The organism is Faecalibacterium tardum (assembly GCF_040096515.1).
Taxonomy (GTDB): domain Bacteria; phylum Bacillota; class Clostridia; order Oscillospirales; family Ruminococcaceae; genus Faecalibacterium; species Faecalibacterium tardum.
This window is the reverse complement of record NZ_JBBMEO010000002.1, coordinates 184630-206754: the sequence shown is the minus strand read 5'-3', so window position 1 is coordinate 206754 and position 22125 is coordinate 184630. Positions and strand designations below refer to the sequence as shown.

The 22125-nt window shown below is 57.5% G+C and carries 26 protein-coding genes; 20 read left to right on the top strand and 6 right to left on the bottom strand.

Features of this window, described 5'->3' with window-relative positions:
• Positions 1–64: 64 nt before the first annotated feature.
• Together WMO44_RS03260 and rpmB are read right to left on the bottom strand one after the other, a co-directional pair.
• Positions 65–241 (bottom strand): DUF4250 domain-containing protein, encoded by a 177-nt coding sequence (locus WMO44_RS03260; protein WP_349151728.1) that lies wholly within the window; start codon positions 239–241, stop codon positions 65–67.
• A gap of 69 nt (positions 242–310) precedes the next feature.
• Positions 311–499 carry a 50S ribosomal protein L28 gene (rpmB, locus tag WMO44_RS03255; protein WP_080545321.1) on the bottom strand — a complete coding sequence of 63 codons (189 nt, stop codon included), beginning with the start codon at positions 497–499 and terminating at the stop codon, positions 311–313.
• 193 nt (positions 500–692) lie between these two features.
• Here rpmB and WMO44_RS03250 point away from each other — a divergent pair, with 193 nt between their 5' ends.
• The 9 genes from WMO44_RS03250 (at position 693) to WMO44_RS03210 (ending at position 8325) form a co-directional block, all read left to right on the top strand.
• Complete coding sequence (locus WMO44_RS03250; protein WP_349151727.1) at positions 693–1361, top strand: site-2 protease family protein; 669 nt, start codon at positions 693–695, stop codon at positions 1359–1361.
• Complete coding sequence (locus WMO44_RS03245) at positions 1362–2084, top strand: segregation and condensation protein A (RefSeq protein ID WP_349151726.1); 723 nt, start codon at positions 1362–1364, stop codon at positions 2082–2084. It abuts the gene before it with no gap.
• Positions 2081–2626 carry an SMC-Scp complex subunit ScpB gene (scpB, locus tag WMO44_RS03240; RefSeq protein WP_349151725.1) on the top strand — a complete coding sequence of 182 codons (546 nt, stop codon included), beginning with the start codon at positions 2081–2083 and terminating at the stop codon, positions 2624–2626. The genes WMO44_RS03245 and scpB overlap by 4 nt, the downstream gene beginning before the upstream one ends.
• A gap of 3 nt (positions 2627–2629) precedes the next feature.
• A complete protein-coding gene (locus WMO44_RS03235) occupies positions 2630–3358 on the top strand; it encodes a DUF2953 domain-containing protein (protein WP_349151724.1) in 729 nt (242 codons plus the stop codon).
• 79 nt (positions 3359–3437) lie between these two features.
• A complete protein-coding gene (ytfJ, locus tag WMO44_RS03230; RefSeq protein ID WP_055184500.1) occupies positions 3438–3842 on the top strand; it encodes a GerW family sporulation protein in 405 nt (134 codons plus the stop codon).
• Between the two features lie 129 nt (positions 3843–3971).
• Entirely contained in the window at positions 3972–4799 is an 828-nt protein-coding gene (locus tag WMO44_RS03225; protein WP_097780193.1) for a pseudouridine synthase, read from the top strand.
• A gap of 14 nt (positions 4800–4813) precedes the next feature.
• Positions 4814–6184 (top strand): sodium-dependent transporter, encoded by a 1371-nt coding sequence (locus tag WMO44_RS03220; RefSeq protein WP_249247951.1) that lies wholly within the window; start codon positions 4814–4816, stop codon positions 6182–6184.
• Positions 6185–6317: 133 nt separating this feature from the next.
• Positions 6318–7040, top strand: a complete 723-nt coding sequence (locus WMO44_RS03215; protein ID WP_349151723.1) for a LytR/AlgR family response regulator transcription factor — start codon at positions 6318–6320, stop codon at positions 7038–7040.
• Positions 7033–8325, top strand: coding sequence for a sensor histidine kinase (locus tag WMO44_RS03210; protein ID WP_349151722.1), 1293 nt, complete (start codon positions 7033–7035; stop codon positions 8323–8325). The genes WMO44_RS03215 and WMO44_RS03210 overlap by 8 nt, the downstream gene beginning before the upstream one ends.
• Before the next feature lie 495 nt (positions 8326–8820).
• Here the strand turns inward: WMO44_RS03210 and WMO44_RS03205 are convergent, their stop codons facing one another.
• The 3 genes from WMO44_RS03205 to WMO44_RS03195 are packed head-to-tail and all read right to left on the bottom strand — an operon-like array spanning position 8821 to position 10974.
• On the bottom strand, positions 8821–9258 hold the full coding sequence (locus WMO44_RS03205; RefSeq protein WP_349151721.1) for an aspartate carbamoyltransferase regulatory subunit: 438 nt from the start codon (positions 9256–9258) through the stop codon (positions 8821–8823).
• 1 nt (position 9259) lies between these two features.
• Positions 9260–10201: an aspartate carbamoyltransferase gene (gene pyrB, locus WMO44_RS03200; RefSeq protein WP_055184493.1), complete on the bottom strand. Its 942-nt coding sequence runs from the start codon at positions 10199–10201 to the stop codon at positions 9260–9262.
• A gap of 17 nt (positions 10202–10218) precedes the next feature.
• A complete protein-coding gene (locus tag WMO44_RS03195) occupies positions 10219–10974 on the bottom strand; it encodes a GntR family transcriptional regulator (RefSeq protein WP_118657648.1) in 756 nt (251 codons plus the stop codon).
• A gap of 175 nt (positions 10975–11149) precedes the next feature.
• Here WMO44_RS03195 and WMO44_RS03190 point away from each other — a divergent pair, with 175 nt between their 5' ends.
• The 10 genes from WMO44_RS03190 (at position 11150) to WMO44_RS03145 (ending at position 20849) form a co-directional block, all read left to right on the top strand.
• The gene (locus WMO44_RS03190; protein ID WP_349151720.1) at positions 11150–11692 is read left to right on the top strand and encodes a GNAT family N-acetyltransferase; all 543 of its coding nucleotides are present in this window, start codon (positions 11150–11152) and stop codon (positions 11690–11692) included.
• Between the two features lie 83 nt (positions 11693–11775).
• On the top strand, positions 11776–14454 hold the full coding sequence (locus tag WMO44_RS03185; RefSeq protein WP_349151719.1) for an ATP-dependent helicase: 2679 nt from the start codon (positions 11776–11778) through the stop codon (positions 14452–14454).
• Between the two features lie 4 nt (positions 14455–14458).
• The gene (gene thyX, locus WMO44_RS03180) at positions 14459–15238 is read left to right on the top strand and encodes an FAD-dependent thymidylate synthase (protein ID WP_349151718.1); all 780 of its coding nucleotides are present in this window, start codon (positions 14459–14461) and stop codon (positions 15236–15238) included.
• Positions 15235–15906, top strand: a complete 672-nt coding sequence (locus WMO44_RS03175; protein ID WP_005926082.1) for a dTMP kinase — start codon at positions 15235–15237, stop codon at positions 15904–15906. The genes thyX and WMO44_RS03175 overlap by 4 nt, the downstream gene beginning before the upstream one ends.
• A gap of 35 nt (positions 15907–15941) precedes the next feature.
• The gene (locus WMO44_RS03170) at positions 15942–16754 is read left to right on the top strand and encodes a hypothetical protein (RefSeq protein WP_349151717.1); all 813 of its coding nucleotides are present in this window, start codon (positions 15942–15944) and stop codon (positions 16752–16754) included.
• A gap of 16 nt (positions 16755–16770) precedes the next feature.
• Entirely contained in the window at positions 16771–17913 is a 1143-nt protein-coding gene (gene mltG, locus WMO44_RS03165; RefSeq protein ID WP_349151716.1) for an endolytic transglycosylase MltG, read from the top strand.
• A gap of 82 nt (positions 17914–17995) precedes the next feature.
• Complete coding sequence (locus WMO44_RS03160; protein WP_236131056.1) at positions 17996–19219, top strand: peptidase U32 family protein; 1224 nt, start codon at positions 17996–17998, stop codon at positions 19217–19219.
• A 28-nt stretch (positions 19220–19247) separates the two neighbouring features.
• Positions 19248–20003: a heparan-alpha-glucosaminide N-acetyltransferase gene (locus tag WMO44_RS03155; protein ID WP_349151715.1), complete on the top strand. Its 756-nt coding sequence runs from the start codon at positions 19248–19250 to the stop codon at positions 20001–20003.
• Between the two features lie 207 nt (positions 20004–20210).
• Positions 20211–20633 carry a flavodoxin gene (locus WMO44_RS03150; protein WP_117929408.1) on the top strand — a complete coding sequence of 141 codons (423 nt, stop codon included), beginning with the start codon at positions 20211–20213 and terminating at the stop codon, positions 20631–20633.
• Positions 20634–20690: 57 nt separating this feature from the next.
• Positions 20691–20849 (top strand): DUF1540 domain-containing protein, encoded by a 159-nt coding sequence (locus WMO44_RS03145; protein ID WP_097780206.1) that lies wholly within the window; start codon positions 20691–20693, stop codon positions 20847–20849.
• 77 nt (positions 20850–20926) lie between these two features.
• Here WMO44_RS03145 and WMO44_RS03140 read toward each other — a convergent pair whose 3' ends face one another.
• The gene (locus tag WMO44_RS03140) at positions 20927–21541 is read right to left on the bottom strand and encodes an HAD family hydrolase (protein ID WP_349151714.1); all 615 of its coding nucleotides are present in this window, start codon (positions 21539–21541) and stop codon (positions 20927–20929) included.
• Positions 21542–21676: 135 nt separating this feature from the next.
• Between WMO44_RS03140 and WMO44_RS03135 the strand changes: the two genes are divergently transcribed.
• Positions 21677–21970, top strand: coding sequence for a PRC-barrel domain-containing protein (locus tag WMO44_RS03135; protein WP_118657769.1), 294 nt, complete (start codon positions 21677–21679; stop codon positions 21968–21970).
• Positions 21971–22125 lie beyond the last annotated feature (155 nt).

The following is a 22125-nucleotide window of genomic DNA, read 5'->3' as shown; positions in this document are numbered from 1 at the left end:
TATTTTATCATTCACCGGCCCGGGCACAGTCGCTGCGCACCGGTACCGGATTTGGAAGCTATAATCAGATAAACTGGTTGCGCTGCGGGTCGTAATCGTAGCCCACAGCGTGCAGCTTTGTGCACAGACCGGCCTTGTCGGCCTCCAGATCTTCGCACAGCGCATCGAGATCCTTATACTGATCCCGCAGTTTCAGGTTCACCACGCTCAGCAGCATGATGGGATCAACAGGCAAAGACATTTTATTCCTCTCCTTGCGGCAAATAAAAAAGCCGGCCACTCGACAAAGTGACCGGCCACATACACCAAATTAGACAGCGCGGGTAACTTTGCCAGCGCGCAGGCAACGGGAGCATGCGTAGACATACTTGGGAGAGCCCTCCACGACCGCCTTGACACGACGGACATTCGGCTTCCAGGTACGGTTGGAACGGCGATGAGAGTGAGAGACCTTGATACCAAAGGTAACACCCTTGCCGCAGCATTCACACTTAGCCATGGTAATTGCACCTCCTACAGTGAAGTATGGAATCAAAATAATCAGCTTGACTATTTTACCAGAGATACAAAGAAAAAGCAAGTCTTTTTTTAAATTTCTTGCAGCTTTTTGCATTCCCGGTTCTGTGGGGCTTGTGCAGGGCACAAAAAAATAGTATTATAAAGGAAGAAATTCGTTTTGACAGGAGATTTACATGACCGCACAGGCAATTATCATCCGCGCACTGGTGGCGCTGGTGGCCATTCCGTTCCATGAGGCTGGCCATGCGCTGGCAGCATGGCTGCTGGGCGATGCCACCGCCAAACGTGAAGGGCGTCTTTCGCTGAACCCCTTTGCCCACTTTGACCTGCTGGGCACGCTGTGCATGGTGTTTGCGGGCGTGGGCTGGGCAAAGCCTGTGTCCACCAACCCCCGCAACTTCAAAAACCCTAAGTGGGGTATGGCGCTCACTGCACTGGCCGGCCCTGTGGCAAACCTTGTGCTGGCCTACCTTGGCATGGTGGCGTGGAAGGTGATGTACTACTGGGCACCGGTCAATAACGCTACCATTTACATTGCCATGTTTTTGCGGTATCTGGTGCTGATGAACGTGAGCCTTGCGGTGTTCAACCTCATTCCCGTGCCGCCGCTGGACGGCAGCCGCATTCTGCTGGTGGTACTGCCGCAGCGCATCTACTTTGGCCTGATGCGGTACGAAAAATATATTATGATCGTCATGCTGGCAGCGGTGTGGGGCGGCTTTCTGGATGTGCCGTTGTATTACCTGAACAACGTGGTGTGGTCGCTTTTGGGTATGGGCACCGGGTATATTGATAAGATCGCCTACACCGTTTATGCAAGCAGCCTTGGGGCGGTGATCTGAGTGGCAGAGGAATTGACCTTCCATCTGGAAGATTTTGACGGCCCGCTGGAATTATTGCTGGCGCTGGTGGCCAAACATAAAATGGACTTGCATAATATCCCTATTTTGCAACTCATCGACCAGTACACCCGCACCGTGGAGCAAGCCGACCCCGACCCCGAGACTGCCAGCGCCTTCATTGAGATGGCGGCGCATCTGGTGGAGATGAAAAGCTTTCTGTTGCTGCCCCGCAGCGAAGAGGGCGAGCGCATGAAGCAGGAACTCACCGGTCAGCTGATCGAGTACGACCAGTGCCGCCGCATGGCGGCTTTGCTGCGCGCAAAAGGAGAAGCCGCCCCGGTGTTCGTGCGCCGTCCTATGGAGATGGAGCTGGACAACACCTACGCGCTGCACCATGCCCCGCAGATGCTTGCGGACTACTGGCAGGCGCTGGCGGGACGCACCAAGACCCGCCGTGTGCCCACCCAGCAGCAGTTTGAGCCGCTGGTCACCGCGCCTATGGTGTCGGTCACCAGCCGGGTGGTGTATATCCTGCGCCGGATGCTGGGCGGTACCGTGGCAAAGATGGAACAGCTGTTTTCCCGCAGCCAGAGCCGCAGCACCAACGTAGCTACCTTTCTGGCGCTGCTGGAGCTGGTGCGCGGCGGACGCATCGCGCTGGACGACAGGGGAGAGTTGACCATGCGCCGTACCCGCCCGGAACGCAATAAGGAGAACCCATGAACCAGAAACAAACCCTTGCCGCCGTGGAGGCTATGCTTTTTGCCTGCGGCGACCCCATAGCTGCCGATAAGCTGGCACAGGCGGTGCAGCTGCCGCAGTCTACCGTAGAGACCGCGCTGGAAGCCCTGCACACCCGCTACCAGCGGGAGGACAGCGGTCTGTGCCTACTGCATCTCAATACCCGGTGGCAACTTGCCACCAAGACCCAGTGGGCGGACTGTGTACGCCGCGTGCTGGACAGCCGCCGCGCTGTGCCGCTTGGCCCTGCGGCTATGGAGACCTTGACCGTCATCGCCTACAACCAGCCGGTGTCCCGCGCCTTTATCGAGCAGGTGCGCGGCGTGGACTCCTCCTCCAGCGTGTCCGGCCTGCTGGAAAAAGGTCTGATCGAGGAAGCCGGTCGTCTGGACCTGCCGGGTCGTCCGGTCAGCTTCCGCACCACCGATACCTTTTTGCGCGTGTTTGGCCTGTCCAGTCTGGCAGACCTGCCGCCGGTGCACAGCGATGCACCGGCAGATGATCCGACCGAAAGTGAGGGCTGATCCATGGTCATGGTTCTTTCCGCAGTGGGCGCTTGTCTGCTGTTCGTCCTCAAGGTGGTGGGCATCCTGCTGCTGATCATTCTGGTGCTGGCGGCGCTGTTGCTGCTGTGCCCCTTCTGCGCGGATGTCTGCTGGCAAAACGATACGCTCACCGTAAAAGCCGGGGCACTGGGCATCACTTTTCCGGTGTTCCAATACCCAAAGCCGGAACCGCCCGCCCAGCCGGAGGAGTCCAAGGGCTTTACCGGCAGACTGAAAGCAAAATTCCGTGCATGGCGTGCAGAGCGCAAGCGCAAAAAAGCTGAAAAAAAGGCTGCGCAGCCCGCAAAGCCCAAAGCGGAAAAGCCGCCCCGCCAAAAGGCAAAGCTCACGCTGGATGTGATCTGCACCATGCTGCGGGGCGTGGGTACGCTGCTACGGGCAGTGTTTGGCGCCATCCGCTTTACAAAGATCTCGGTCTGTTTTGGCGTGCGCGGGGACGACCCCGCTGCAGCTGCCCGCAATTACGGCAAGCTGCAGGCGTGGCTTTACCCGACCCTTGGCATGCTGGACCACTTTTTCTTTCTGGAATTTGACCAGCTGCGCGTTCTGCCGGACTTCGGCAGCGCCCAGCCTACTGTGCAGGACAAGGTGTCCTTCCGGGTCAGCGCACAGGCGCTGTTCATCGTCATTGCCGCCGTGCGGGTGCTGTACGAGTTCTGGCGCAAAAAAGTATTGGACATCTTTATATAAAGTGTGGTACACTAAATCTATATCAGAATGCTTTCCGGCGGGCGAACGTCTGTACGGATGAATAAAGGAGAGTTGTTTTATGGCAGAGCATCCTATTCAGGGTCTGATGAACGTTACAATGGAAAAGATTCACCAGATGGTGGACTCCAACACCATTATCGGCAAACCCATCACCACCGAGGACGGCATCACCATTCTGCCGGTGTCCAAGGTGAGCTTTGGTTTCGCCTCCGGCGGTACCGATTTTAACGGCAAGAATGCTGCCAACAAGGATCTGTTCGGCGGCGGCTCCGGTGCCGGTGTCAACATCCAGCCGGTGGCATTTCTGGTCATCAAGGATGGCTGTGTGCGCACCATCCAGCTGTCGGATAGCTCCAACAGCATCGATCGAGCCCTGACCATGCTGCCCGAGCTGGTGGAAAAACTCACCGCTCTGGTCAAAAAGGACGGCAAGACCCCCGCAGAGGAGCCCAAGGCAGAGTAACCCTTTATAGCAACCTAACCGCAGCCGCAGACCTTTTGGCCTGCGGTTTATATAGCCGCGCACCGTGCCCCGCAAAGCAGGGAAGCGGTGCGCGTTTTGAGCGCCGTGAGGCGCACAAGGAGTAATATTATGGCAGAAGAACGTATTCAGAAGATCATGGCCGAGCAGGGTCTGTGCTCCCGCCGCGCCGCCGAGCAGATCATTGCCGAGGGCCGCGTCAAGGTGAACGGCCACCCGGTCAAGGTGGGCGACAAGATGGACCCCAACCGTGACGTGCTCCATGTGGATGACGAGCGCATCTACATCCAGAAGAACCAGCAGCTGTATTATCTGGCGCTGTACAAGCCCCGTGGCTATGTAACCACCGCTAGCGACGAGTTAGGCCGCAAGACCGTGATGGACTTGGTCAGCGACATCCCCGCCCGCCTGTACCCGGTGGGGCGTCTGGATAAGGACAGCGAGGGTCTGCTGCTGATGACCAACGACGGTGCCTTTGCACAGGCCGTTACCCATCCATCCGGCGGCATCTCCAAGCTGTACCGCGTTACCGTGCAGCCCCGCGCCGATGAAGCCACCATCCTCAAGCTGAGCAGCGGCGTCGTGCTGGACGACGGCACCAAGACCATGCCCTGTGCTATCAACGTGGTCACTGATGAGCCCGGCCGCACCGTGATGGAAATGACCCTGAAAGAGGGTAAGAACCGCGAGATTCGCCGGATGTGCGAGAGCGTGGGTCTTGAGGTGGTGCGCCTGAAGCGCAACGCAGAAGGCGTGGTAAAGCTGGGCATGCTCAAGCCCGGCACCTACCGCGAACTGACTAAGGCCGAGGTGAACGGTCTGCGCGCCGCAGCGGTCAAGGGCCGTGCACAGACCCGCTCTGCTGTCCAGCAGTCCAAGGCTGCCGAGCGCCGTCCCCGCGGCCCTGTGGGCAAAAACGCACCCCGGAAGCAGAAGTAAGGAGTTATCGAATCATGGAACGAGAAACTCTGAAATCCCGTCTGGGCTTTATTCTGCTTTCCGCAGGCTGTGCCATCGGCATCGGCAACGTATGGAAGTTCCCGTATATTGCCGGTCAGGGCGGCGGCGGTGCTTTTGTGCTGTTCTACCTGATCTTTCTGGTCATTCTGGGTCTGCCCATCATGACCATGGAGTTTGCCGTGGGGCGCGCCTCCCGCAAAAGCCCGGTGCGGGCGTATCAGGCGCTGGAAAAGCCGGGACAGAAGTGGCACATCCACGGCTACTTTACCCTCATCGGCTGCTACCTGCTGATGATGTTCTACACCACCGTAGCAGGCTGGATGCTGCACTATTTCTACATGACCGCCACCGGTAAGCTGGCAGGGCTGAACGCCGAGCAGGTGGCCGGTAAGTTTACCGAAATGCTGGCCAGCCCCGCCACCATGACCTTCTGGATGGTATTTGTGGTGGTAGTGAGCATTCTGGTGTGCGCCAAGGGTCTGCAAAGTGGTCTGGAGCGCGTGACTAAGGGCATGATGATCGCCCTGCTTCTCATTATGGTGGTGCTGGCTGTCAACAGCCTGTTCATGCCCGGGGCAAAAGAGGGTCTTTCCTTCTTCCTTGTGCCGGATTTTGCCCGGATGCAGGAGGTGGGCGTGGTCAACACACTGGTCTCCGCCATGAATCAGGCCTTCTTCACCCTGAGCCTTGGCATCGGAGCCATGTCCATTTTTGGTAGCTATATCGGCAAGGAACACTCTCTACTGGGCGAGTCTGTCCGCATCGTGGTGCTGGATACCTTCGTAGCTATTACCGCCGGTCTGATCATCTTCCCGGCTTGTTTTACCTACCATGTGGACCAGACCAGCGGCCCCAGCCTGATCTTTATCACCCTGCCCAATATTTTTGCCAATATGTCCATGGGGCGGCTGTGGGGCAGCCTGTTCTTTTTGTTCATGGCCTTTGCAGCCACGTCCACCGTGCTGGCAGTGTTTGAAAATATCATCTGCTGCGGCATGGAGCTGACCGGATGCAGCCGCAAAAAGTCCAGTCTGGTGAACCTCGTGCTCATCATCCTGCTGTCCATGCCCTGCGTGCTGGGCTATAACCTGTGGGCATGGGATGGCTTTGCGGTATTCGGCGGTGCTGTGCTGGATGTAGAGGATTTTCTGGTCAGCAACCTCTTTCTGCCGTTGGGCAGCTTGGTGTATCTGCTGTTCTGTGTTACCCGCTACGGCTGGGGCTGGCAGAACTACAAAAAAGAGGTCAATACCGGCAAGGGCCTTAAGGTGCAGGACTGGATGCGCGGCTACCTGACCTATGTGTTGCCGCTCATCGTGGTGTTCATCTTTGCATTTGGCCTTTACGACAAATTTCTTGCGTGATTTTTTAACAAGTGCGTTCCGCCTTTGATTGACGAACGGGCGGTACAAGTGTAATATAAAAGCATATACAGTGCTTCTCCCGGCGGGGAACACTGCTATATGCTTTTTTGTGTTCAAAAGGAGGAAACAGCCCATGCACATTCTTATCTGTGACGACGATGCGGCGTTCGCTGCACAGATGGACGAATACATCTCGGAATGGTTCCGCGCCCGGGAAATTCAGGTGCAGAGCACTGTCTGCACCAGCGGTGAGCAGCTACTGGCCACCCCAGAGCTGGGGCACTACCAGCTGGCGTTTCTGGATGTAGACCTGAAAACAACCGACGGCATTGCGCTGGGGCGCAGGCTGCGGCAGGTCGCGCCGGATATCGTGCTGGTGTACATTTCGGCTTATCTGGAATTTGCCCCACAGGGCTATACGGTCAATGCCTACCGCTACCTACTCAAGCGCGATATTGCCGCCCAGCTGCCCAGCTGTCTGGAGGATATTTTTTCCGGCATGACCGACCCTAAAAAGACGCTGGAGGTGCGTCACAACCGTACCACCAGCGAGATCCCGCTGGATCAGATCTATTATCTGGAAAGCGATCTGCGGCAGATCAACGTCTACGGCGATATCCCGCACCAGCCCATCTGCACCTTTTACGGCAAAATCGCTGATCTGCCCGCCATGCTGTACGAAAACGGCTTTTTGCAGGTGGGGCGCAGTGATGTGGTCAACCTGCAATATGTGCGTTCTATCCGCAACTATAAGGTAGAACTGCGCAGCGGGGTAGAACTGAACGCAAGCCGACAGGATTTTCCGGCTATCCGCAACGCATGGCTGGAATGGAAGGGGCAGTTCGGCGATGAATGAAGAATTCTGGCGCTGGTATATGTACGGCCACTGGGTCTGCCTGACCCAATGGCTCGGCTTTATCATGGTTGAATATGCTTACCTTGGCAAGGGCAGGGTAAAGCACCCGCTGGTGTGGTCCTGCATTATAACCGTGCTCACAATGACCCTCTCGGTCGTGCGCAACCATGGCTTTTTTACGCCGATGGCAGTGGTTTACACGCTTCTTTTTCTGTTCATCACAGTTATGCTGTTTGGTGGCACGCCGGGGCAGAAATTTACCGCCTGTCTGATCAACGGCACCATGTGCCTGTTGGTTGAAAACAGTGTGCGGTATGTCATATCGTGGGTGCTGAAATGTGAGCTACAGCAGGTCATCCAGCGCGCAGATTGTCTGATCATAATGTCATTCGCAAATCTGGTAGTCAGCACCGGGGTATCGTTCTTTGTGGGCAAGTGGCGCAGATACAATGCGCTGGAGCCTTTGCAGGCGCTGACCATGAGCTTTTTTCCGGGTGTGGTCGTGGTGCTGAACATCCTGCTCATGCTCACAGATAACAACAAAAGGGCCACCATGGCCACAATGGGGATGACAGTGGGGCTTACGGTGGCTGTCATGGTGCATCTGTGTATCGTGGCGATGTTCAATGATCAGGTCATGCAGCGGCGCAGCCTGCATTTTCAGGCCGAGCTGGAGCAGCAGCGAGCCTCGGCTCTGCTGGATTCCTATACCGCCCAGCGCCGTCTGACCCATGAGTTCACCAACCACATCAGTGCGCTGCGTGCCTTGCTAGAACAGGGAGATGTGGCTGGTGCACAGAACTATATTGCCGGTGTAGATAAGGCTGTGGCAGCCAGCACAACCATTATGGATACCCACAACCCGCTGCTGGATTCCATCCTGACCCGCAAATACGAGGAAGCCGCCCGGCAGGGCGTAAGCGTGTATTTTGACCTTTGTGATTTGCGGAATTTTCCCTTAAGCGGGGTGGATATGGTCACCGTGCTGGCAAATCTGCTGGATAACGCCATCTGGGCCGCAGCGCAGGCGTACCCGCCGGAGGTCTATGTGCGGGTGCGCAAAACGGGGGAGGAATACCTTCTCTCGGTGCGCAACCGGGTGCAGCGGGATGTGGAGCTGCCGCCGGATGGGCAGTTGCCCCGCACCACCCGCAAGGAGCCCGGCCACGGCATGGGGCTTTCCAACGTGCGGGATGTTCTGCTGCGCCATGGTGCGGAGTATACCCTGAGCTGCCGGGACAATTGGTTCCGCTTTACCTGTGCGGTGCCCACCGACAATTCATGACATCTGCACCGTCAGAATATGACAGTTTTTGTGCAACACAAGCGTAACTCTGCTATACTAAAGCAGGTAAAGGAAGCCTTCCGTGCGGACATTGTCACGTTGCGGTGGGAGGGTTACACCCCTCTTTTTAAGAGCTTTGTTGCTGGATGGAAAAACAGTCTGCGGTGCGTGTAAGCGGGCTGTCTACCTTTGCTTTTTGGGCTGTGCAGGAATGCGCAGTACCTTGCTGACGGGACTTTCTGCGGCGGGCCTTTTGGGGGTTGCAGTCGATAAAGTTACTCGATGCGTCGCAATTCCGGCTCTGCTTGCTGTATGGGAATGGCGTAGGCAGGCCGGAGTGTCGTGCGCTGCAAAGAGTTCCGTCAGTTTTCTTTTGTTCAAAAAAGGACTGCTCTACATGGGTTTTGCCCAGTATAGCAGTCCTTTTTATATTTGAGTTGTGAAAATGGAATATCGGAACGCCCATGGGCGTTCCGATATTCAAAATTTAAAAACTTATTCCGGTTTTACCTGCAATTCCTGCTCGCAGTAGACGCAGCGGTACTTGCCGTTGGAGCTCAGCTCAAAAATCTGGTCGCACTCCTCTTCAATGCTGGAGATGCAGCGGGGATTCTTGCACCGCACAATGTTCACCAGACGCTTGGGGGGCTTGGGCTGCTCCTTGCGGACAGCCTTGCCGTTTTCAATAATGGTCACGCTGATGTTCGGGTCCAGATAAGCCAGCACATCCAAGTTCAGCCAGGAGGCGTCGCCCTCTACCTTGATGATGTCCTTGCGGCCGCTGGCCGTCTTTTTGCTGCGTGCGTTCTGGATCAGCGCCACGCTGGCAGTACGGTTGCCCGCAATGCCCAGTAGATCCATCAGACCAATGGCAGTGCCTGCTTTGATGTGGTCGATAACAATACCGTTCTGAATCTCGTCAATATTCAACATATCAGTTCTCCTCCTTCGGTGCTTTGGGGTCTGCAAGCCCCAGTAGAGTCATAATCAGTGCCATGCGGACGTAAACGCCGTTCTGCACCTGTTCAAAATAAGCGGCGCGCGGGTCGTCGTCTACATCCAGTGCGATCTCGTTCACGCGGGGCAGGGGATGCAGCACTGCCATGGTGGGCTTGGCCTGTGCCATCTTTTCGCGGGTCAGCACATAGCTGTTCTTCAGGCGGATGTAGTCCTCCTCGTTAAAGAAGCGCTCCTTCTGCACGCGGGTCATATACAGGATGTCCAGTTCCGGCATGGATTCCTCCAGACTGCGGGTCTCCTTGTAGGGGATGCCGTTGGCTTCCAGCACATCGTTGATGATATAATCCGGCACCCGCAGTTCCTCCGGGCTGATCAGCACAAAGCGCACATTCTTGCAGCGCGCCATGGTCTTGAGCAGGGAGTGGACGGTGCGGCCAAACTTCAGATCACCGCACAGACCGATGGTCAGATCATCCAGCCTGCCCATGCGGCGGCGGATGGTCATCAGGTCGGTCAGTGTCTGGGTGGGGTGCTGATGGCCACCGTCACCGGCGTTGATCACCGGAATGCGGGAGTAGCGGGAGGCACGCAGCGGTGCGCCCTCCTTGGGGTGGCGCATGGCAACGATATCGGCATAGCAGGACACCACCCGGATGGTGTCGGCTACGCTCTCACCCTTGGTGGCGCTGGACACGTTCTCGCTGGGAAAGCCCAGCACATGGCCGCCCAAGTTCAGCATAGCCGCCTCAAAAGACAGGCGGGTGCGGGTGGAGGGCTCGTAGAACAAGGTGGCCAGTTTTTTGTGGTTGGCAACCTCCTGATAGGCAGCAGGGTCGGCGCAGATACGGTCGGCAAGATCAAGCAGCTGCGTGATCTCCTGCTGGGTGAGATCCAAAGGGTCGATCAGATGACGCATGGACAGTATACCTCCGTTTAAAGCAGTTTGCGTAAGATGGAAAAATCAAAAAAGTTCGTGTAGTAGCTCAGCGAGCGCATCACCGGCCTGCACAAACGATTGAAACATACCTCGTCCAGCAGCAGCATGGCCTCGCCCGGGGCAAGCCGCATGGCTGCACGGATGGCTTCGTCGCCGCAGCTGGCCTTCAGGTGCGCCACGTTGGAAGAGATCTGCTGGTGGCACTCCTGCTCCAAAATTTCAAAGATGTCGCCGGTCAGGTCGATACGGGTGTAGTCCCGGTTGCCGAACAGGCTGCGGGGCAGGTAGTCGATGGAGTAGATCACCGGGGTGGTGTCGGCAAGGATGCGCTTTTTGATGCAGATCACCTCTTCACCAACTTCCAGCGCCAGCGCATGCGCCATCTCCTCGCCTGCACGAAGAAGCATCACCTGAATGCCGTCTGCATGGGGGTAGCTGCCAAAGCTGCGGATCAGCGGGTAGTACTCCAGCTTCTGGTCTAGGCGGCTGCGCAGCCCCAGCACAGCGCGGTTCACCACCGTGCCAATGCCGCGCACCCGTTCCACATAACCGGCGCGCTCCATCTCGCTCAGCGCGTCACGGATTACGGTGCGGCTTACCCCCAGCTCGGTGGCAAGGTCTACCTCGGCGGGCAGACGGTCGGCTTGGGCATAGCGCCCGTTGGACAGCTCCTCCAGCAGGCTTGCAACAACACGGTCGCTGATCACAGCGCCGCCCAGACGGCTGGACGATGCCAGTGCGGGATCTTTCATGGATGGTTCCTCCGTTTCCGGGCGGCAAGCCGCCCCGAACTTCATACAAACGGGCAGGGAGGATCCCTCCACAGCCCCTTCTCTCCTATTATAGCATAATTTGACATTTAGAAAAGCGTCATTTATACTGGAATCTGCTGAAAAGTACGATTTTATTTTGGAGGGCATAGTACAGATGGACTATTTTCTGCAAAAAGTATGCGGCAAGCCCGCCCGGCAGGCTGTCACCCTGCGGCGCTGCACCCCTGCCGAAGCACCGGCGGTGTTCGCGCTGCAAAACGAAGTGCGCACCGCCATGCCGCACCCGGAGCAGTTTGTGCCGGACACGCTGGAAAACATTACCGGCTATCTGCGCACCGGGATATGTATCGGTGCGTGGCAGCAGGGGCGGCTGGGGGCGTACCTCATCCTGCGCCTGTGCGGGCAGAGCGATGAAAACTATGCCGCCTTTCTGGGCGTGCCGAAAAGTCAGTGGCAACACTGGGCCAACGCAGACAGCGCAGTAGTGCACCCAGACTGGCGGGGCAACGGTTTGCAGCGCGCTATGCTGCAGGCGGCTCTGCCGCTGCTGCCGCCTCAGATCACCCATCTGGGGGCTACCGTCAGCCCAGATAACAGCTACAGCCTGCACAACGCACAGGCTTCCGGCTTCGTCATCCGCTGCCGCCGGGAGATGTACGGCGGCTACGACCGCTATCTGCTGGAAAAGCAGCTGTAACTCCATGCAGTTTTGGTGTACAACCTTTTCGAAATGTGTTATACTATACGGTATGAATAACAGCGAAGGAAACGGGTGAAACCATGGCAGCATCTCTCGGGCAGGAATTCTGCACCCTGCGTGATACTTACATTGAAAAGCAATTCGGCCGCCTGAACGATATGCAGCGGCAGGCTGTGTTTACCACAGATGGCCCGCTGCTCATCCTTGCCGGTGCCGGCAGCGGCAAGACCACCGTGCTGGTCAACCGTATCGCCAACCTCATCCGGTTCGGCTCGGCACACGGCTCTAAGGAAACGCCCCGCCCGGTGACCGAGGAGGACGTCAAAGCCCTGCGTACCGCCATCATGACCGGTACGGATGCCCCCAGTTGGCTGGACGGGATGCTGCGCCGCAACGCGGTGCGCAGCTGGAACGTGATGGCCATTACCTTTACCAACAAGGCAGCAGGGGAGCTGAAGGAACGCCTGCGCCGGATGCTGGGCGGCGAGGAAGGGGACGAAGTGTTTGCCTCCACCTTCCACTCGGCCTGTGTGCGCATTCTGCGCCGCTGGGCGGAGGAGATCGGCTACCCCCGCAGCTTTACCATCTACGACACCGATGATGCCCAGCGAGTAATGAAAACCGTATATAAAGAGCTGAGCATCGATGATAAATTTCTGCCCATCAAAGCTGCCATCAACCAGATGAGCCGTTGGAAGGATCAGCTGGTCAGCCCGGAGCAGGCCCTTGCAGACCACGCCAGAGACGTGAAGAGCACTCAGACCGCCCGCATCTATGCAGCCTACGAGAAAAAGCTGAAAGAGGCCGGTGCGTTCGATTTTGACGACCTCATCTACCAGACCGTGCAGCTGCTGGCTGAACACCCGGACGTGCGGGAATTCTACCAGAACAAGTACCGCTACCTGCTGGTGGACGAGTATCAGGACACCAGCGTGGCGCAGTTCCGTCTGGTCAGCCTGCTCACCGGGCCGGAGCGCAACATCTGCGTGGTGGGCGATGACGACCAGAGCATCTACCGTTTCCGCGGCGCTACCATTGAGAACATTCTCAATTTTGAAAAGCTCTATCCCGGTACCAAGACCATCCGACTGGAACAGAACTACCGCTCCACCTCCAATATCCTTAACGCAGCCAACTGCGTCATCCAGCACAACACCGAGCGCAAGGGCAAGACCCTTTGGACGGACAACGGCGAGGGCGATAAGGTGCAGGTGTATACCGCCGAGAATGAGCAGGACGAAGCCAGCCATATCGCGGATGTCATCGGCCAGCACCTGAAAGCGGGCGGGCATCTGGCAGACCACGCCATTCTCTACCGCATGAACGCCCAGTCGGCTCCTATCGAAAGCTACTTCACCCGCGCGGGCATCCCGCATAAGATCGTGGGCGGGCAGCGCTTCAACGACCGCAAGGAGGTCAAGGACATCCACTCCTATATGTCCATCGTGGCCAATCCCCGGGACGATGTGCGGCTGCGCCGCATCATCAATGAGCCCGCCCGCAAGATCGGTGCCACCACCGTGGACGTTATTGCAGACCTTGCCGGGCAGCAGGGCGTCAGTATGCTGGATGTCATCAGTCATGCCGACCAGTACGCCAAGCTTTCCCGCGCGGTGATGCCGCTGCTCAAGTTCTGGCAGATCTACCAGCGCCTGCAGGATTCTCTTGCAACCCGCACGCTGGACGAGTTTGCCTCCGACGTCATTGAACTGACCGGTTACAAGGCCATGCTGGAAACAGACGCCGCCAAAGGGCACGAGGATGCCGCCGACCGTCTGCAGAACTTGGGCCAGCTGGTGAACAACGTCAAAAACTACTGTGACCAGCACGGCGAGGAAGCCACACTGGAGGGCTATCTGGAGGATATCGCCCTCATCAGCGATATCGACAGCTATAACGAAAGCAACGATCAGGTGGTACTGATGACCATCCACTCTGCCAAGGGTCTGGAGTTCCCTTATGTGTTCCTCATCGGCATGGAGGAGGGCGTTTTCCCCAGCGAGATGAGCAAGTACTCCGAGGCAGATCTGGAAGAGGAGCGCCGTCTAGCTTACGTTGGCATCACCCGCGCCAAAAAGGAACTGTACATCTCCAACAGCGTCACCCGGATGCTGTATGGCCGCACCCAGCGCAACGAGCCCAGCCGCTTTCTGCGGGAGATCGAGCCGGAATATATAGAGGAGACCCGCAGTCCGGTGTTGGAACAGCGTTCCCGTATGGGCGGCTGGGGCAGCAGTTATAGTGATACTGTGCCCGGCGGGGCATCCGGTTACTCCGGCCCCTCCGGTTATAGCCGCAGCAGCTACGGCGGCGGTTATGGCGCGGGCTACGGTTCGAATAACCGCAGCGGCTACCTGAACCGGGAATATAACGCCGGTGAAAGCCGTGGTTTTGGCTCGTCCTACGGCGGAAGAAGCCCCGCTTCTTCCGGTTTCGGCAGTCACTATGGCAACAGTTCTGCCCAGCCGACTGCCAGAAACAGCGGATTTGGCTCTGCATATTCCAACGGAAATTCGGCAAAAAATGCTGTAAAGCAAACAACCTTTACAGCAAATTCTGCCGTAAAATCGGCAGCTTCTGGTGCAAAGCACTATGAACCGGGTGACATCGTGGAGCACAAAGTATTTGGCCGCGGCACAGTGCTGAAGGTAAAACCCGCTGCCGGGGATCAGATCGTAGAGATCAACTTTGAAAAAGTGGGCATCAAGAAAACGATGGCCAATTATGCACCCCTGACCAAAATTACGGAGGAAAAATGACCCTATGATGACTGTTCGCTTGATCGCCCACACCCCGGAACCGGAAAAGGTGGTGGCTGCTGCTGCAAAGCTCTGCTATTCCGACGCCCACATCACCGACCTTCTGGATGGGCTGGACGAGGAAAAAACTGCAAAATTTCTGACCATGCTCAGTGACCTTGGCCATGCCAGCCCCATCGAGCACGCCAGCTTTACCTTTGGCATCGAGGGAGTCAGCCGCACCCTGCTTGCCCAGATCACCCGGCACCGCATCGCGTCCTTCAGCGTGCAGAGCCAGCGCTATGTGCGTCTGGATGATTTCCGCTATGTGACGCCCCCGGAGATCGAAGCCATCCCGGAAGCAAAGGCGGCTTTCCTTGCCAGTATGGAGGAGGGCGCCCAGCGTTATCTCGACCTTGCCCATAAGCTGGAGGAGGGGCACACCGCCCGCCTGATGGCTGAGGGAATGCCGGAAAAGCAGGCGCGCGCCAAGGCTTCTAAACAGGCCAACGAGGATGCCCGCTTTGTGCTGCCCAACGCCTGCGAGACTAAAATGGTGGTCACCATGAACGCCCGCAGCCTGATGAACTTCTTCCAGCTGCGCTGCTGCAACCGTGCCCAGTGGGAGATCCGGGAACTGGCCGAAAAAATGTTCGCGCTGGTGTACCCGGTGGCACCCCATATCTTTGCCAAGGCCGGCCCTGCCTGCCTGTGCGGCGCCTGCCCGGAGGGCAAGATGTGCTGCGGCAAGACCGCTGAGGTGCGCGCAAAATATGCCGCCATTAAAGAAGGTGCCGCCGTATGAGCAAGGGAAAACTGATCGTGCTGGAAGGGCTGGACGGCAGCGGCAAGGCCACACAGGCAAAGCTGCTGGCAGAGCATCTCGCCGCGCAGGGTGTGCCGGTGCAAAAGATCACCTTCCCGGATTATGCCAGTGATTCCAGCGCACTGGTCAAGATGTATCTGGCGGGGCAGTTCGGCCAGCATCCGGACGATGTAAACGCCTATGCGGCTTCTAGCTTTTACGCGGTGGACCGCTATGCCAGCTATAAAACCAGCTGGGGCAGCTTTTACGAGCAGGGCGGTGTGATCATCGCCGATCGATACACCACCTCCAACGCGGTGCACCAGTGCTCGAAGCTTCCGCAGGAGCAGTGGGAGGAATATCTGCACTGGCTGTTTGATTACGAGTTCCGTCTGCTGGGTCTGCCCGCACCGGACAGGGTCATCTATTTACAGGTAGACCCGGCGGTCAGCCAGCGGCTGATGACCCAGCGCTACCACGGCGACGAAAGCAAAAAGGACGTGCACGAGAAGGATACCGCCTATCTGGCGCGCAGCCGTGCTGCTGCTGAGTTCTGCGCCCGGCATCTTGGCTGGGATACCGTGCACTGCACCAGCGGGGACGCTATGCGCAGCATTGAAGAGATCCAGCAAGAGGTACAGCAGCTTGCCCGGAAAACACTGGGCTGAACAATAAAATACGATAAGAGGGGGCATCCTGAACGATGTATCGTCTGATGCAGCCGTCCGACGAGGCGGCAGTGCTGGCTTTGTGGCAGAGCCAGCATCATGATACCGAAGATTTTGCAAAAATGGTACTGGAACGTTTTGCCGGTGTGCAGAACATTTATGTAGCCGATGAAAACGACGCCATCGTGGCGGCTGCGCTGGCTGTGCCGGTCACCCTGCAGGGGCGCACGGGCAATTACCTGTGCCTGTGCGGCGAGGGCAGTCTGCTGCTGGCGGGTCTGCTGGATACCCTGTGCGCCCAGCAAAAGCTGCGGGGCGCAGGCTTCACGGTTGCAGTCCCGGCAGATGCAGCACAGGCCGCTCTGCTGCAGGATAAAGGCTTTGCACAGGCTTTTGCCCTGCGCTGCCTGCCTCGTGAGGTGAGTCGCAACCTGTGGAGCCAGGCGGAATTTGACACGGTGACAGCCAAAAAGCTGTGCGAGCTGCGAGAACAGTTCTGGAAGGATACCGTGCAGCTGAGCCCGGAACGCATGGCGGTGGTGTTGCAGGAGCTGTACGCCCGGGGCGCTACCATCGTGTCCAACGAACATGGTTACGGCATCTACTTCCGCAAGGAGGATACCCTGTATTTTGTGGAGATGATGGCCGACAGCGACCGCGCCGCCGAGATCCTGATGGAAGCCGCCCGCGAGAAGGAAGTCATCGTGGAGAAGGCAGTCATCACGGTAGGCGCTGCCCAGCCGCTGTTTCTGGGCGAGGGCACCCGGCAGGAATACGGCATGATCCGCTTTGACGCAGAGCCCTTTGACATAAGCGAAAGCTATCTGCGTTTGATGCTGGAAAACTGAAAAAAGGAAGGTGCGTATGGCACACAACGATACACGTGCCGCCCGCAAAAAGGGCGGCGCAGGCAAAATTCTGCTGGTAGTGCTTCTGCTGCTTCTTCTGGCAGCAGGCGCAGCGGTGCGATTTGCCTACAATGAGATTCACGGCAATGGTGCACCCGGCAGCACAGAGGTGACTGTAAGCATCCCGCAGGGCAGCGGTGTAGCCACGATCGCCAACAAGCTGAAGGAGGCGGGCGTCATCCGCTCTGCCTACCTGTTTCGCTGGTATGTGGGGGAAAAGGGCGCTGCCGCAAAGCTGCAGTATGGCGATTTTGTCTTGCAGACCAGTGCGATTTCCTACGATGCGATCATTGCCACCCTTTCCCAGTACGCCAAGGCAGAAACGGTGCGGGTGACCATCCCGGAGGGCACAACGGCCATTGCCATTGCCCAGAAGATGGAAGCCGCCGGTCTGTGCACCGCTGAGGAGTTTTTGAAGGAAGCCAACGAGGGCGATTTCAGCGCATATACTTTCTGGCAGTATGTCCCGGAGGATAAGGATGCTCCGAACCGCTTTATGAAGTGCGAGGGCTATCTTTTCCCGGAGACCTACGATTTTTTGAAGGGCGATACGGTGCATAACTATGTGGCCACTTTCTATGCCCAGTTCGATGCACAATTTACCAAGGAAATGTACGCGGCGCTCAAAAAGCAGGGCATGACCCTGCCGGAGCTGGTCACCCTTGCCTCCTTTGTGCAGGAGGAAGCGGGCAACAGTCAGGACTCCAATGTGGCGCAGGTGTTCCGCAACCGTCTGGCGGAGGGCTCGCCCTACCCCCGGCTGCAAAGCAACACCTCCAGCCATATCCAGAGCGACGCCGACAACAACTATCTCTGGAACTGGGTCGCACCCTACTACGGCGGCTGGGATGATATCCCGGAAAATATCCTTGCAGCCTACGACACTTACAGCTGCACCGGCCTGCCCGCTGGCCCCATCTCGAACCCCGGCCTTGCCGCCATCAAAGCGACGCTGGAGCCGCAGCCCGATGAGGAAGCCAAGGACGCTTACTTCTTTGTGACCGACCTCAAGGGCAATTACTACTACGCCCACACGCTGGCAGAGCATAACGCAAACTGCAAAACTGTCGCAGCTGTGAACAAAAGCCTGAAAAACTGAGGAAAGGCCGCTACACAAAAAAACACGGTGCAGCGGCCCCTTTCCCGTTAAAAACTGTGATACATAAGAGAGGAACCTACAAATGTTACAGATCCCGGAACTGCTTGCCCCGGCGGGCGATGCGGAACGTCTGCGTTATGCCATCAACTACGGTGCCGATGCCGTTTACTGCGGCCTGCCGGAGTTTGGTATGCGCTCTGCCCCGGCTAATTTCACCCCGGAGCAGCTGACGGAAAGCGTCATCTACGCCCACGCCCGTGGTCGCAAGGTCTACTTGACCATGAACACCTTGCCCACCAACGAGGAGGCCGACCGTCTGCCGGAGGCCATCAAGGAGGCTGCCAAGGCCGGTGTGGATGCCTTTATCGTGGCAGACCTTGGTGTGTTGGATGCCTGCAAGACCTTTGCCCCAGACATTGATGTGCATCTTTCCACCCAGACCGGCATCACCAACTGGGCAGCTGCCCGCGCCGCCTACAAAATGGGTGCAAAGCGGGTGGTGCTGGCCCGGGAGATGACCTTGCAGGATATTGCCATCCTGCGCGATAAGACCCCGCCGGAACTTGAAATTGAAGCCTTTGTGCACGGTGCAATGTGCATGAGCGTGTCCGGCCGGTGCCTGCTGTCCAACTATATGGCCGGGCGTGACGCCAACCGCGGACAGTGCGCCCAGCCCTGCCGCTGGAAGTACTACCTGAGCGAGGAGACCCGCCCCGGCCAACTGTACGAGATCGGCGAAAACGAGAACGGCAGCTACATCCTTAACGCCAACGATCTGTGCACCGCGCCCTTCATTGACCTGATCTGCAAGGCGGGTGTGGACAGCCTGAAAATCGAAGGCCGTGCCAAGACCTTCTACTATGTGGCCAGCGTTACCGCTGCCTACCGCAAGGCACTGGACGCCTATCTGGCCGACCCGGCAAACGATAACTTTGAACTGCCGCCGGAGGTGTACGCAGAGCTTACCCGTACCAGCCACCGGCACTACTCCCCCGGCTTCTATTTTGGCCGCGAACAGGCCAAACAGGCCACCGACAGCGCCACCTACATCCGCGAGTGGGAGTTCGTTGGCACGGTGGACAGCTGGGAAAATGGCATTGCCCACTGCCAGCAGCGCGGCAAATGGAGCCTTGGGGATACGCTGGAGGCACTGTGCCCAGACGGCCGCAGCATTGCACTTACCCCGGAATGGATCGAAAATGAAGCAGGGGAGCGGGTGGAAAGCACCCCTCACGCCATGGAAAAATACACCATGCCCACCCCGGAACTGCCGCCCATGAGCCTGCTGCGCCGCAAAACGGTGTAACAGCGTGACAAAAAGGAAGGAAAACGCCGTGAAGAACAATAACACTTCTGGCCGCTACGCCCTTCTGGACGAGCTGCGCGGGCTGGATTTAGTTAGCATGATGCTCTATCACGGCTGCTGGGATCTGGTCAATCTGTTCGGCATTCAGGCCGACTGGTATTATGGCCTGCCCGGGCATCTGTGGCAGCAGAGCATCTGCTGGGTGTTTATTCTGTTGTCCGGCTTCTGTGTGCAACTGGGGCATCAAACCCTGCGCCGGGGCGCACAGGTGTTCGGGGCAGGGGCGCTTGTCACGGCGGTCACGCTGCTTTTTATGCCGGAGGACAGGGTCATTTTTGGTGTGCTGACCCTGCTGGGCAGCGCTATGCTGCTGACCGGCCTTTTGGAAAAGCCGCTGCTGCGCATTCCACCCGCAGCAGGGTTTGCTATCTCCGCAGTGCTGTTCGCCCTTACCCGCAATGTTTCGGCAGGCTATCTGGGTTTTGGCAGCCTGCGCCTCTGGCTGCCGCAGACACTGTATGCAAACTATGTCACAGCGTACTTTGGCTTTTATCCGTGGTGGTTCTATTCTACGGATTATTTCGCCCTTCTGCCGTGGCTGTTTCTGTTCTGGGCGGGGTACTTTCTCTACGGCGTTGTAGGGCGGCAGCGCATGGAGCCCTTGCACCGCTCGGTCTACCCGCCGCTGGGCTGGCTTGGACGGCACTCGCTGCTGCTGTATCTGTTGCACCAGCCGGTCATCTACGGGGTGCTGCTGGTGGCGTTCCGCGTATTGGGCAGCTGAAACGCACGCTCTGTGTGCTTCAGAAAAGGCGGCATTGTTGTGCCGTGCAAACATTGCGCCAATGCCTTGACAAGAGGGGCAGGGCTGTGGTATCCTGTTGATGGTTAGAAAACACTAACTACAAAAATGCGTCATGAAACATGGACGCATTTTTTCAGAACTTGAAGTTATTCCAAACTAACTACACAGAGAAAGAGGTAGAGTTTTATGAGCAAAGTAGCAATCGTATTTTGGAGCGCAACCGGCAACACTGAGACCATGGCAAACTGCATCGCCGAGGGCGCAGGTGCCAACGGCACCATCGTGCCCTGCACTGAGATGACCCCCGCAAAGCTGGCAGAGTTTGATGTGGTGGCCTTTGGCTGCCCGGCTATGGGTGCAGAGCAGCTGGAAGAGAGCGAGTTCGAGCCCATGTTTGCTGCACTGGAAGGCTCGCTGAACGGCAAAAAGATCGCACTGTTCGGCTCCTACGGCTGGGGCGATGGCCAGTGGATGCGCGACTGGGCACAGCGCGCACAGGACGACGGCGCACAGCTGTTCAGTGAGGAAGGGCTCATCTGCAATGAAACGCCCGATGACGATGTGCAGGCTGCCTGCCGTAAGCTGGGCGCAGATCTGGCTGCTTGGTAAAACCCATGTATAAACCCTTTGTCCACAGGGTAACCTATGGACAAAGAGGTGATAAGCATGGAAAACATCGGCGTGACCTGTGATGTCTGCGCGTGCTGCCACAATGTGGACGGCTGCAAATGTGATCTGCCGCAGATCAAGGTGACGGAGCAGTGCAACTGCACCACCCAGCAGGTGGAGACCCCGCACTACTGCCAGAGCTACGAGGAAAAGTAAGTTCCCACCAACGCAAAGCAGCCCCTGCCGGAGAAAGCTTCTCCGGCAGGGGCTGCTGCGTTTTACAGCATCAATGCTCAGCGCAGCGTCACGTTACAGGTGGCAAGGCTGCGGATCAGTGTGCCTACGCTGTCCTTCATCTGGATACCGGCAAAGCCCAGCGCAAAGGCGGCCTGCACGTTTTCCAGCCTGTCATCGATAAATACGCACTCACTGGCCTTCAGCTGATATTTCTTCAGCAGAGCCTTGTAGATCTGCGGGTCGGGCTTGTTGACCTGTACCTCGCAGGAGGCTACGCCGCCGTCAAACTGGGTCAGTACGCCGCGCTCGGTCAGCAATTCCAGCACATCCTGCGGAATGTTGCTCAGGTAATACACGCAATAGCCGTGGTTCTTCAGCCGCCGCACCAGTTCCAGCATCCGCAGACGCGGGCGCAGAATGTGCATCCAGTCGTCCAGCACGCCCTGCACCTCAAAGGCGCAGCCCTCGGCGCGGGCACGCTCCAGCATCCGCTGGTTGCCGTCATAACGGGAAAGCTTGCCAGCGTCCAGCAGCTGCCATTCTTCGCTGCCAAAGGTCAGGTCGTAAACTTTCTCTTCCATTTCGGCGTTGCACAGCCGGTCTACAAGGTATGCCTTGGGGTCAAAATCCACCAGCACACCGCCGATATCAAAAATAATGCTTTTATACATAACTGCGTCCTCGCTTGTTCTGGATATATTTCTCAAGTTTTTCCATAGTATACCACAACCGGGCAGGTGCTTTCCACCCCTTTGGCATAGAAAGTGCTGCCTTGGCGTATGCTGTGGCAGAAAGGGGAGAGCGCCGTGACGATCCGGGAATTGTGCGAGAAGGAGGTCGTCCAGCTGGAACAGGGAGTATGCCTTGGCCGCGCGGATGATCTGGAGTTTGACCCCGCAACGGCGCAGCTGCAAGGCCTGATCTTGCTGGGCAGACCGCGGCTGCTGGGCCTGCTGGGCCGGGACGAGAGCCTGACCATCCCATGGCGGGAGATCGAAACCATCGGCACGGATGCCATTCTGGTGCATACCGCCGTGCCGGCAGCACCGGCAGCACCTCACGGCTTCTGGCAGCAGCTGCGGGCAAAGCTGGGTCTGTGAAAAATAGGGGAATATTTTGAAAAATCAAACACTAATTTTTGTAAAATTATGAATGGACATTTTCAGCAAAGTGACTATAATAGGCAAGAAAGGCTTGTGCAAATAGCACAGCCACTTTGAAAATAGGGTTCGGGACGTGGAAAGGGATATCGACT

What these genes read in the sequence shown, in the direction of transcription:
- WMO44_RS03260 (WP_349151728.1), bottom strand. Translation starts at nt 241, where the DNA reads ATGTCTTTGCCTGTTGATCCCATCATGCTGCTGAGCGTGGTGAACCTG.
- rpmB (WP_080545321.1), bottom strand. Translation starts at nt 499, where the DNA reads ATGGCTAAGTGTGAATGCTGCGGCAAGGGTGTTACCTTTGGTATCAAG.
- WMO44_RS03250 (WP_349151727.1), top strand. Translation starts at nt 693, where the DNA reads ATGACCGCACAGGCAATTATCATCCGCGCACTGGTGGCGCTGGTGGCC.
- scpB (WP_349151725.1), top strand. Translation starts at nt 2,081, where the DNA reads ATGAACCAGAAACAAACCCTTGCCGCCGTGGAGGCTATGCTTTTTGCC.
- WMO44_RS03235 (WP_349151724.1), top strand. Translation starts at nt 2,630, where the DNA reads ATGGTCATGGTTCTTTCCGCAGTGGGCGCTTGTCTGCTGTTCGTCCTC.
- ytfJ (WP_055184500.1), top strand. Translation starts at nt 3,438, where the DNA reads ATGGCAGAGCATCCTATTCAGGGTCTGATGAACGTTACAATGGAAAAG.
- WMO44_RS03225 (WP_097780193.1), top strand. Translation starts at nt 3,972, where the DNA reads ATGGCAGAAGAACGTATTCAGAAGATCATGGCCGAGCAGGGTCTGTGC.
- WMO44_RS03220 (WP_249247951.1), top strand. Translation starts at nt 4,814, where the DNA reads ATGGAACGAGAAACTCTGAAATCCCGTCTGGGCTTTATTCTGCTTTCC.
- WMO44_RS03215 (WP_349151723.1), top strand. Translation starts at nt 6,318, where the DNA reads ATGCACATTCTTATCTGTGACGACGATGCGGCGTTCGCTGCACAGATG.
- WMO44_RS03210 (WP_349151722.1), top strand. Translation starts at nt 7,033, where the DNA reads ATGAATGAAGAATTCTGGCGCTGGTATATGTACGGCCACTGGGTCTGC.
- WMO44_RS03205 (WP_349151721.1), bottom strand. Translation starts at nt 9,258, where the DNA reads ATGTTGAATATTGACGAGATTCAGAACGGTATTGTTATCGACCACATC.
- pyrB (WP_055184493.1), bottom strand. Translation starts at nt 10,201, where the DNA reads ATGCGTCATCTGATCGACCCTTTGGATCTCACCCAGCAGGAGATCACG.
- WMO44_RS03195 (WP_118657648.1), bottom strand. Translation starts at nt 10,974, where the DNA reads ATGAAAGATCCCGCACTGGCATCGTCCAGCCGTCTGGGCGGCGCTGTG.
- WMO44_RS03190 (WP_349151720.1), top strand. Translation starts at nt 11,150, where the DNA reads ATGGACTATTTTCTGCAAAAAGTATGCGGCAAGCCCGCCCGGCAGGCT.
- WMO44_RS03185 (WP_349151719.1), top strand. Translation starts at nt 11,776, where the DNA reads ATGGCAGCATCTCTCGGGCAGGAATTCTGCACCCTGCGTGATACTTAC.
- thyX (WP_349151718.1), top strand. Translation starts at nt 14,459, where the DNA reads ATGATGACTGTTCGCTTGATCGCCCACACCCCGGAACCGGAAAAGGTG.
- WMO44_RS03175 (WP_005926082.1), top strand. Translation starts at nt 15,235, where the DNA reads ATGAGCAAGGGAAAACTGATCGTGCTGGAAGGGCTGGACGGCAGCGGC.
- WMO44_RS03170 (WP_349151717.1), top strand. Translation starts at nt 15,942, where the DNA reads ATGTATCGTCTGATGCAGCCGTCCGACGAGGCGGCAGTGCTGGCTTTG.
- mltG (WP_349151716.1), top strand. Translation starts at nt 16,771, where the DNA reads ATGGCACACAACGATACACGTGCCGCCCGCAAAAAGGGCGGCGCAGGC.
- WMO44_RS03160 (WP_236131056.1), top strand. Translation starts at nt 17,996, where the DNA reads ATGTTACAGATCCCGGAACTGCTTGCCCCGGCGGGCGATGCGGAACGT.
- WMO44_RS03150 (WP_117929408.1), top strand. Translation starts at nt 20,211, where the DNA reads ATGAGCAAAGTAGCAATCGTATTTTGGAGCGCAACCGGCAACACTGAG.
- WMO44_RS03145 (WP_097780206.1), top strand. Translation starts at nt 20,691, where the DNA reads ATGGAAAACATCGGCGTGACCTGTGATGTCTGCGCGTGCTGCCACAAT.
- WMO44_RS03140 (WP_349151714.1), bottom strand. Translation starts at nt 21,541, where the DNA reads ATGTATAAAAGCATTATTTTTGATATCGGCGGTGTGCTGGTGGATTTT.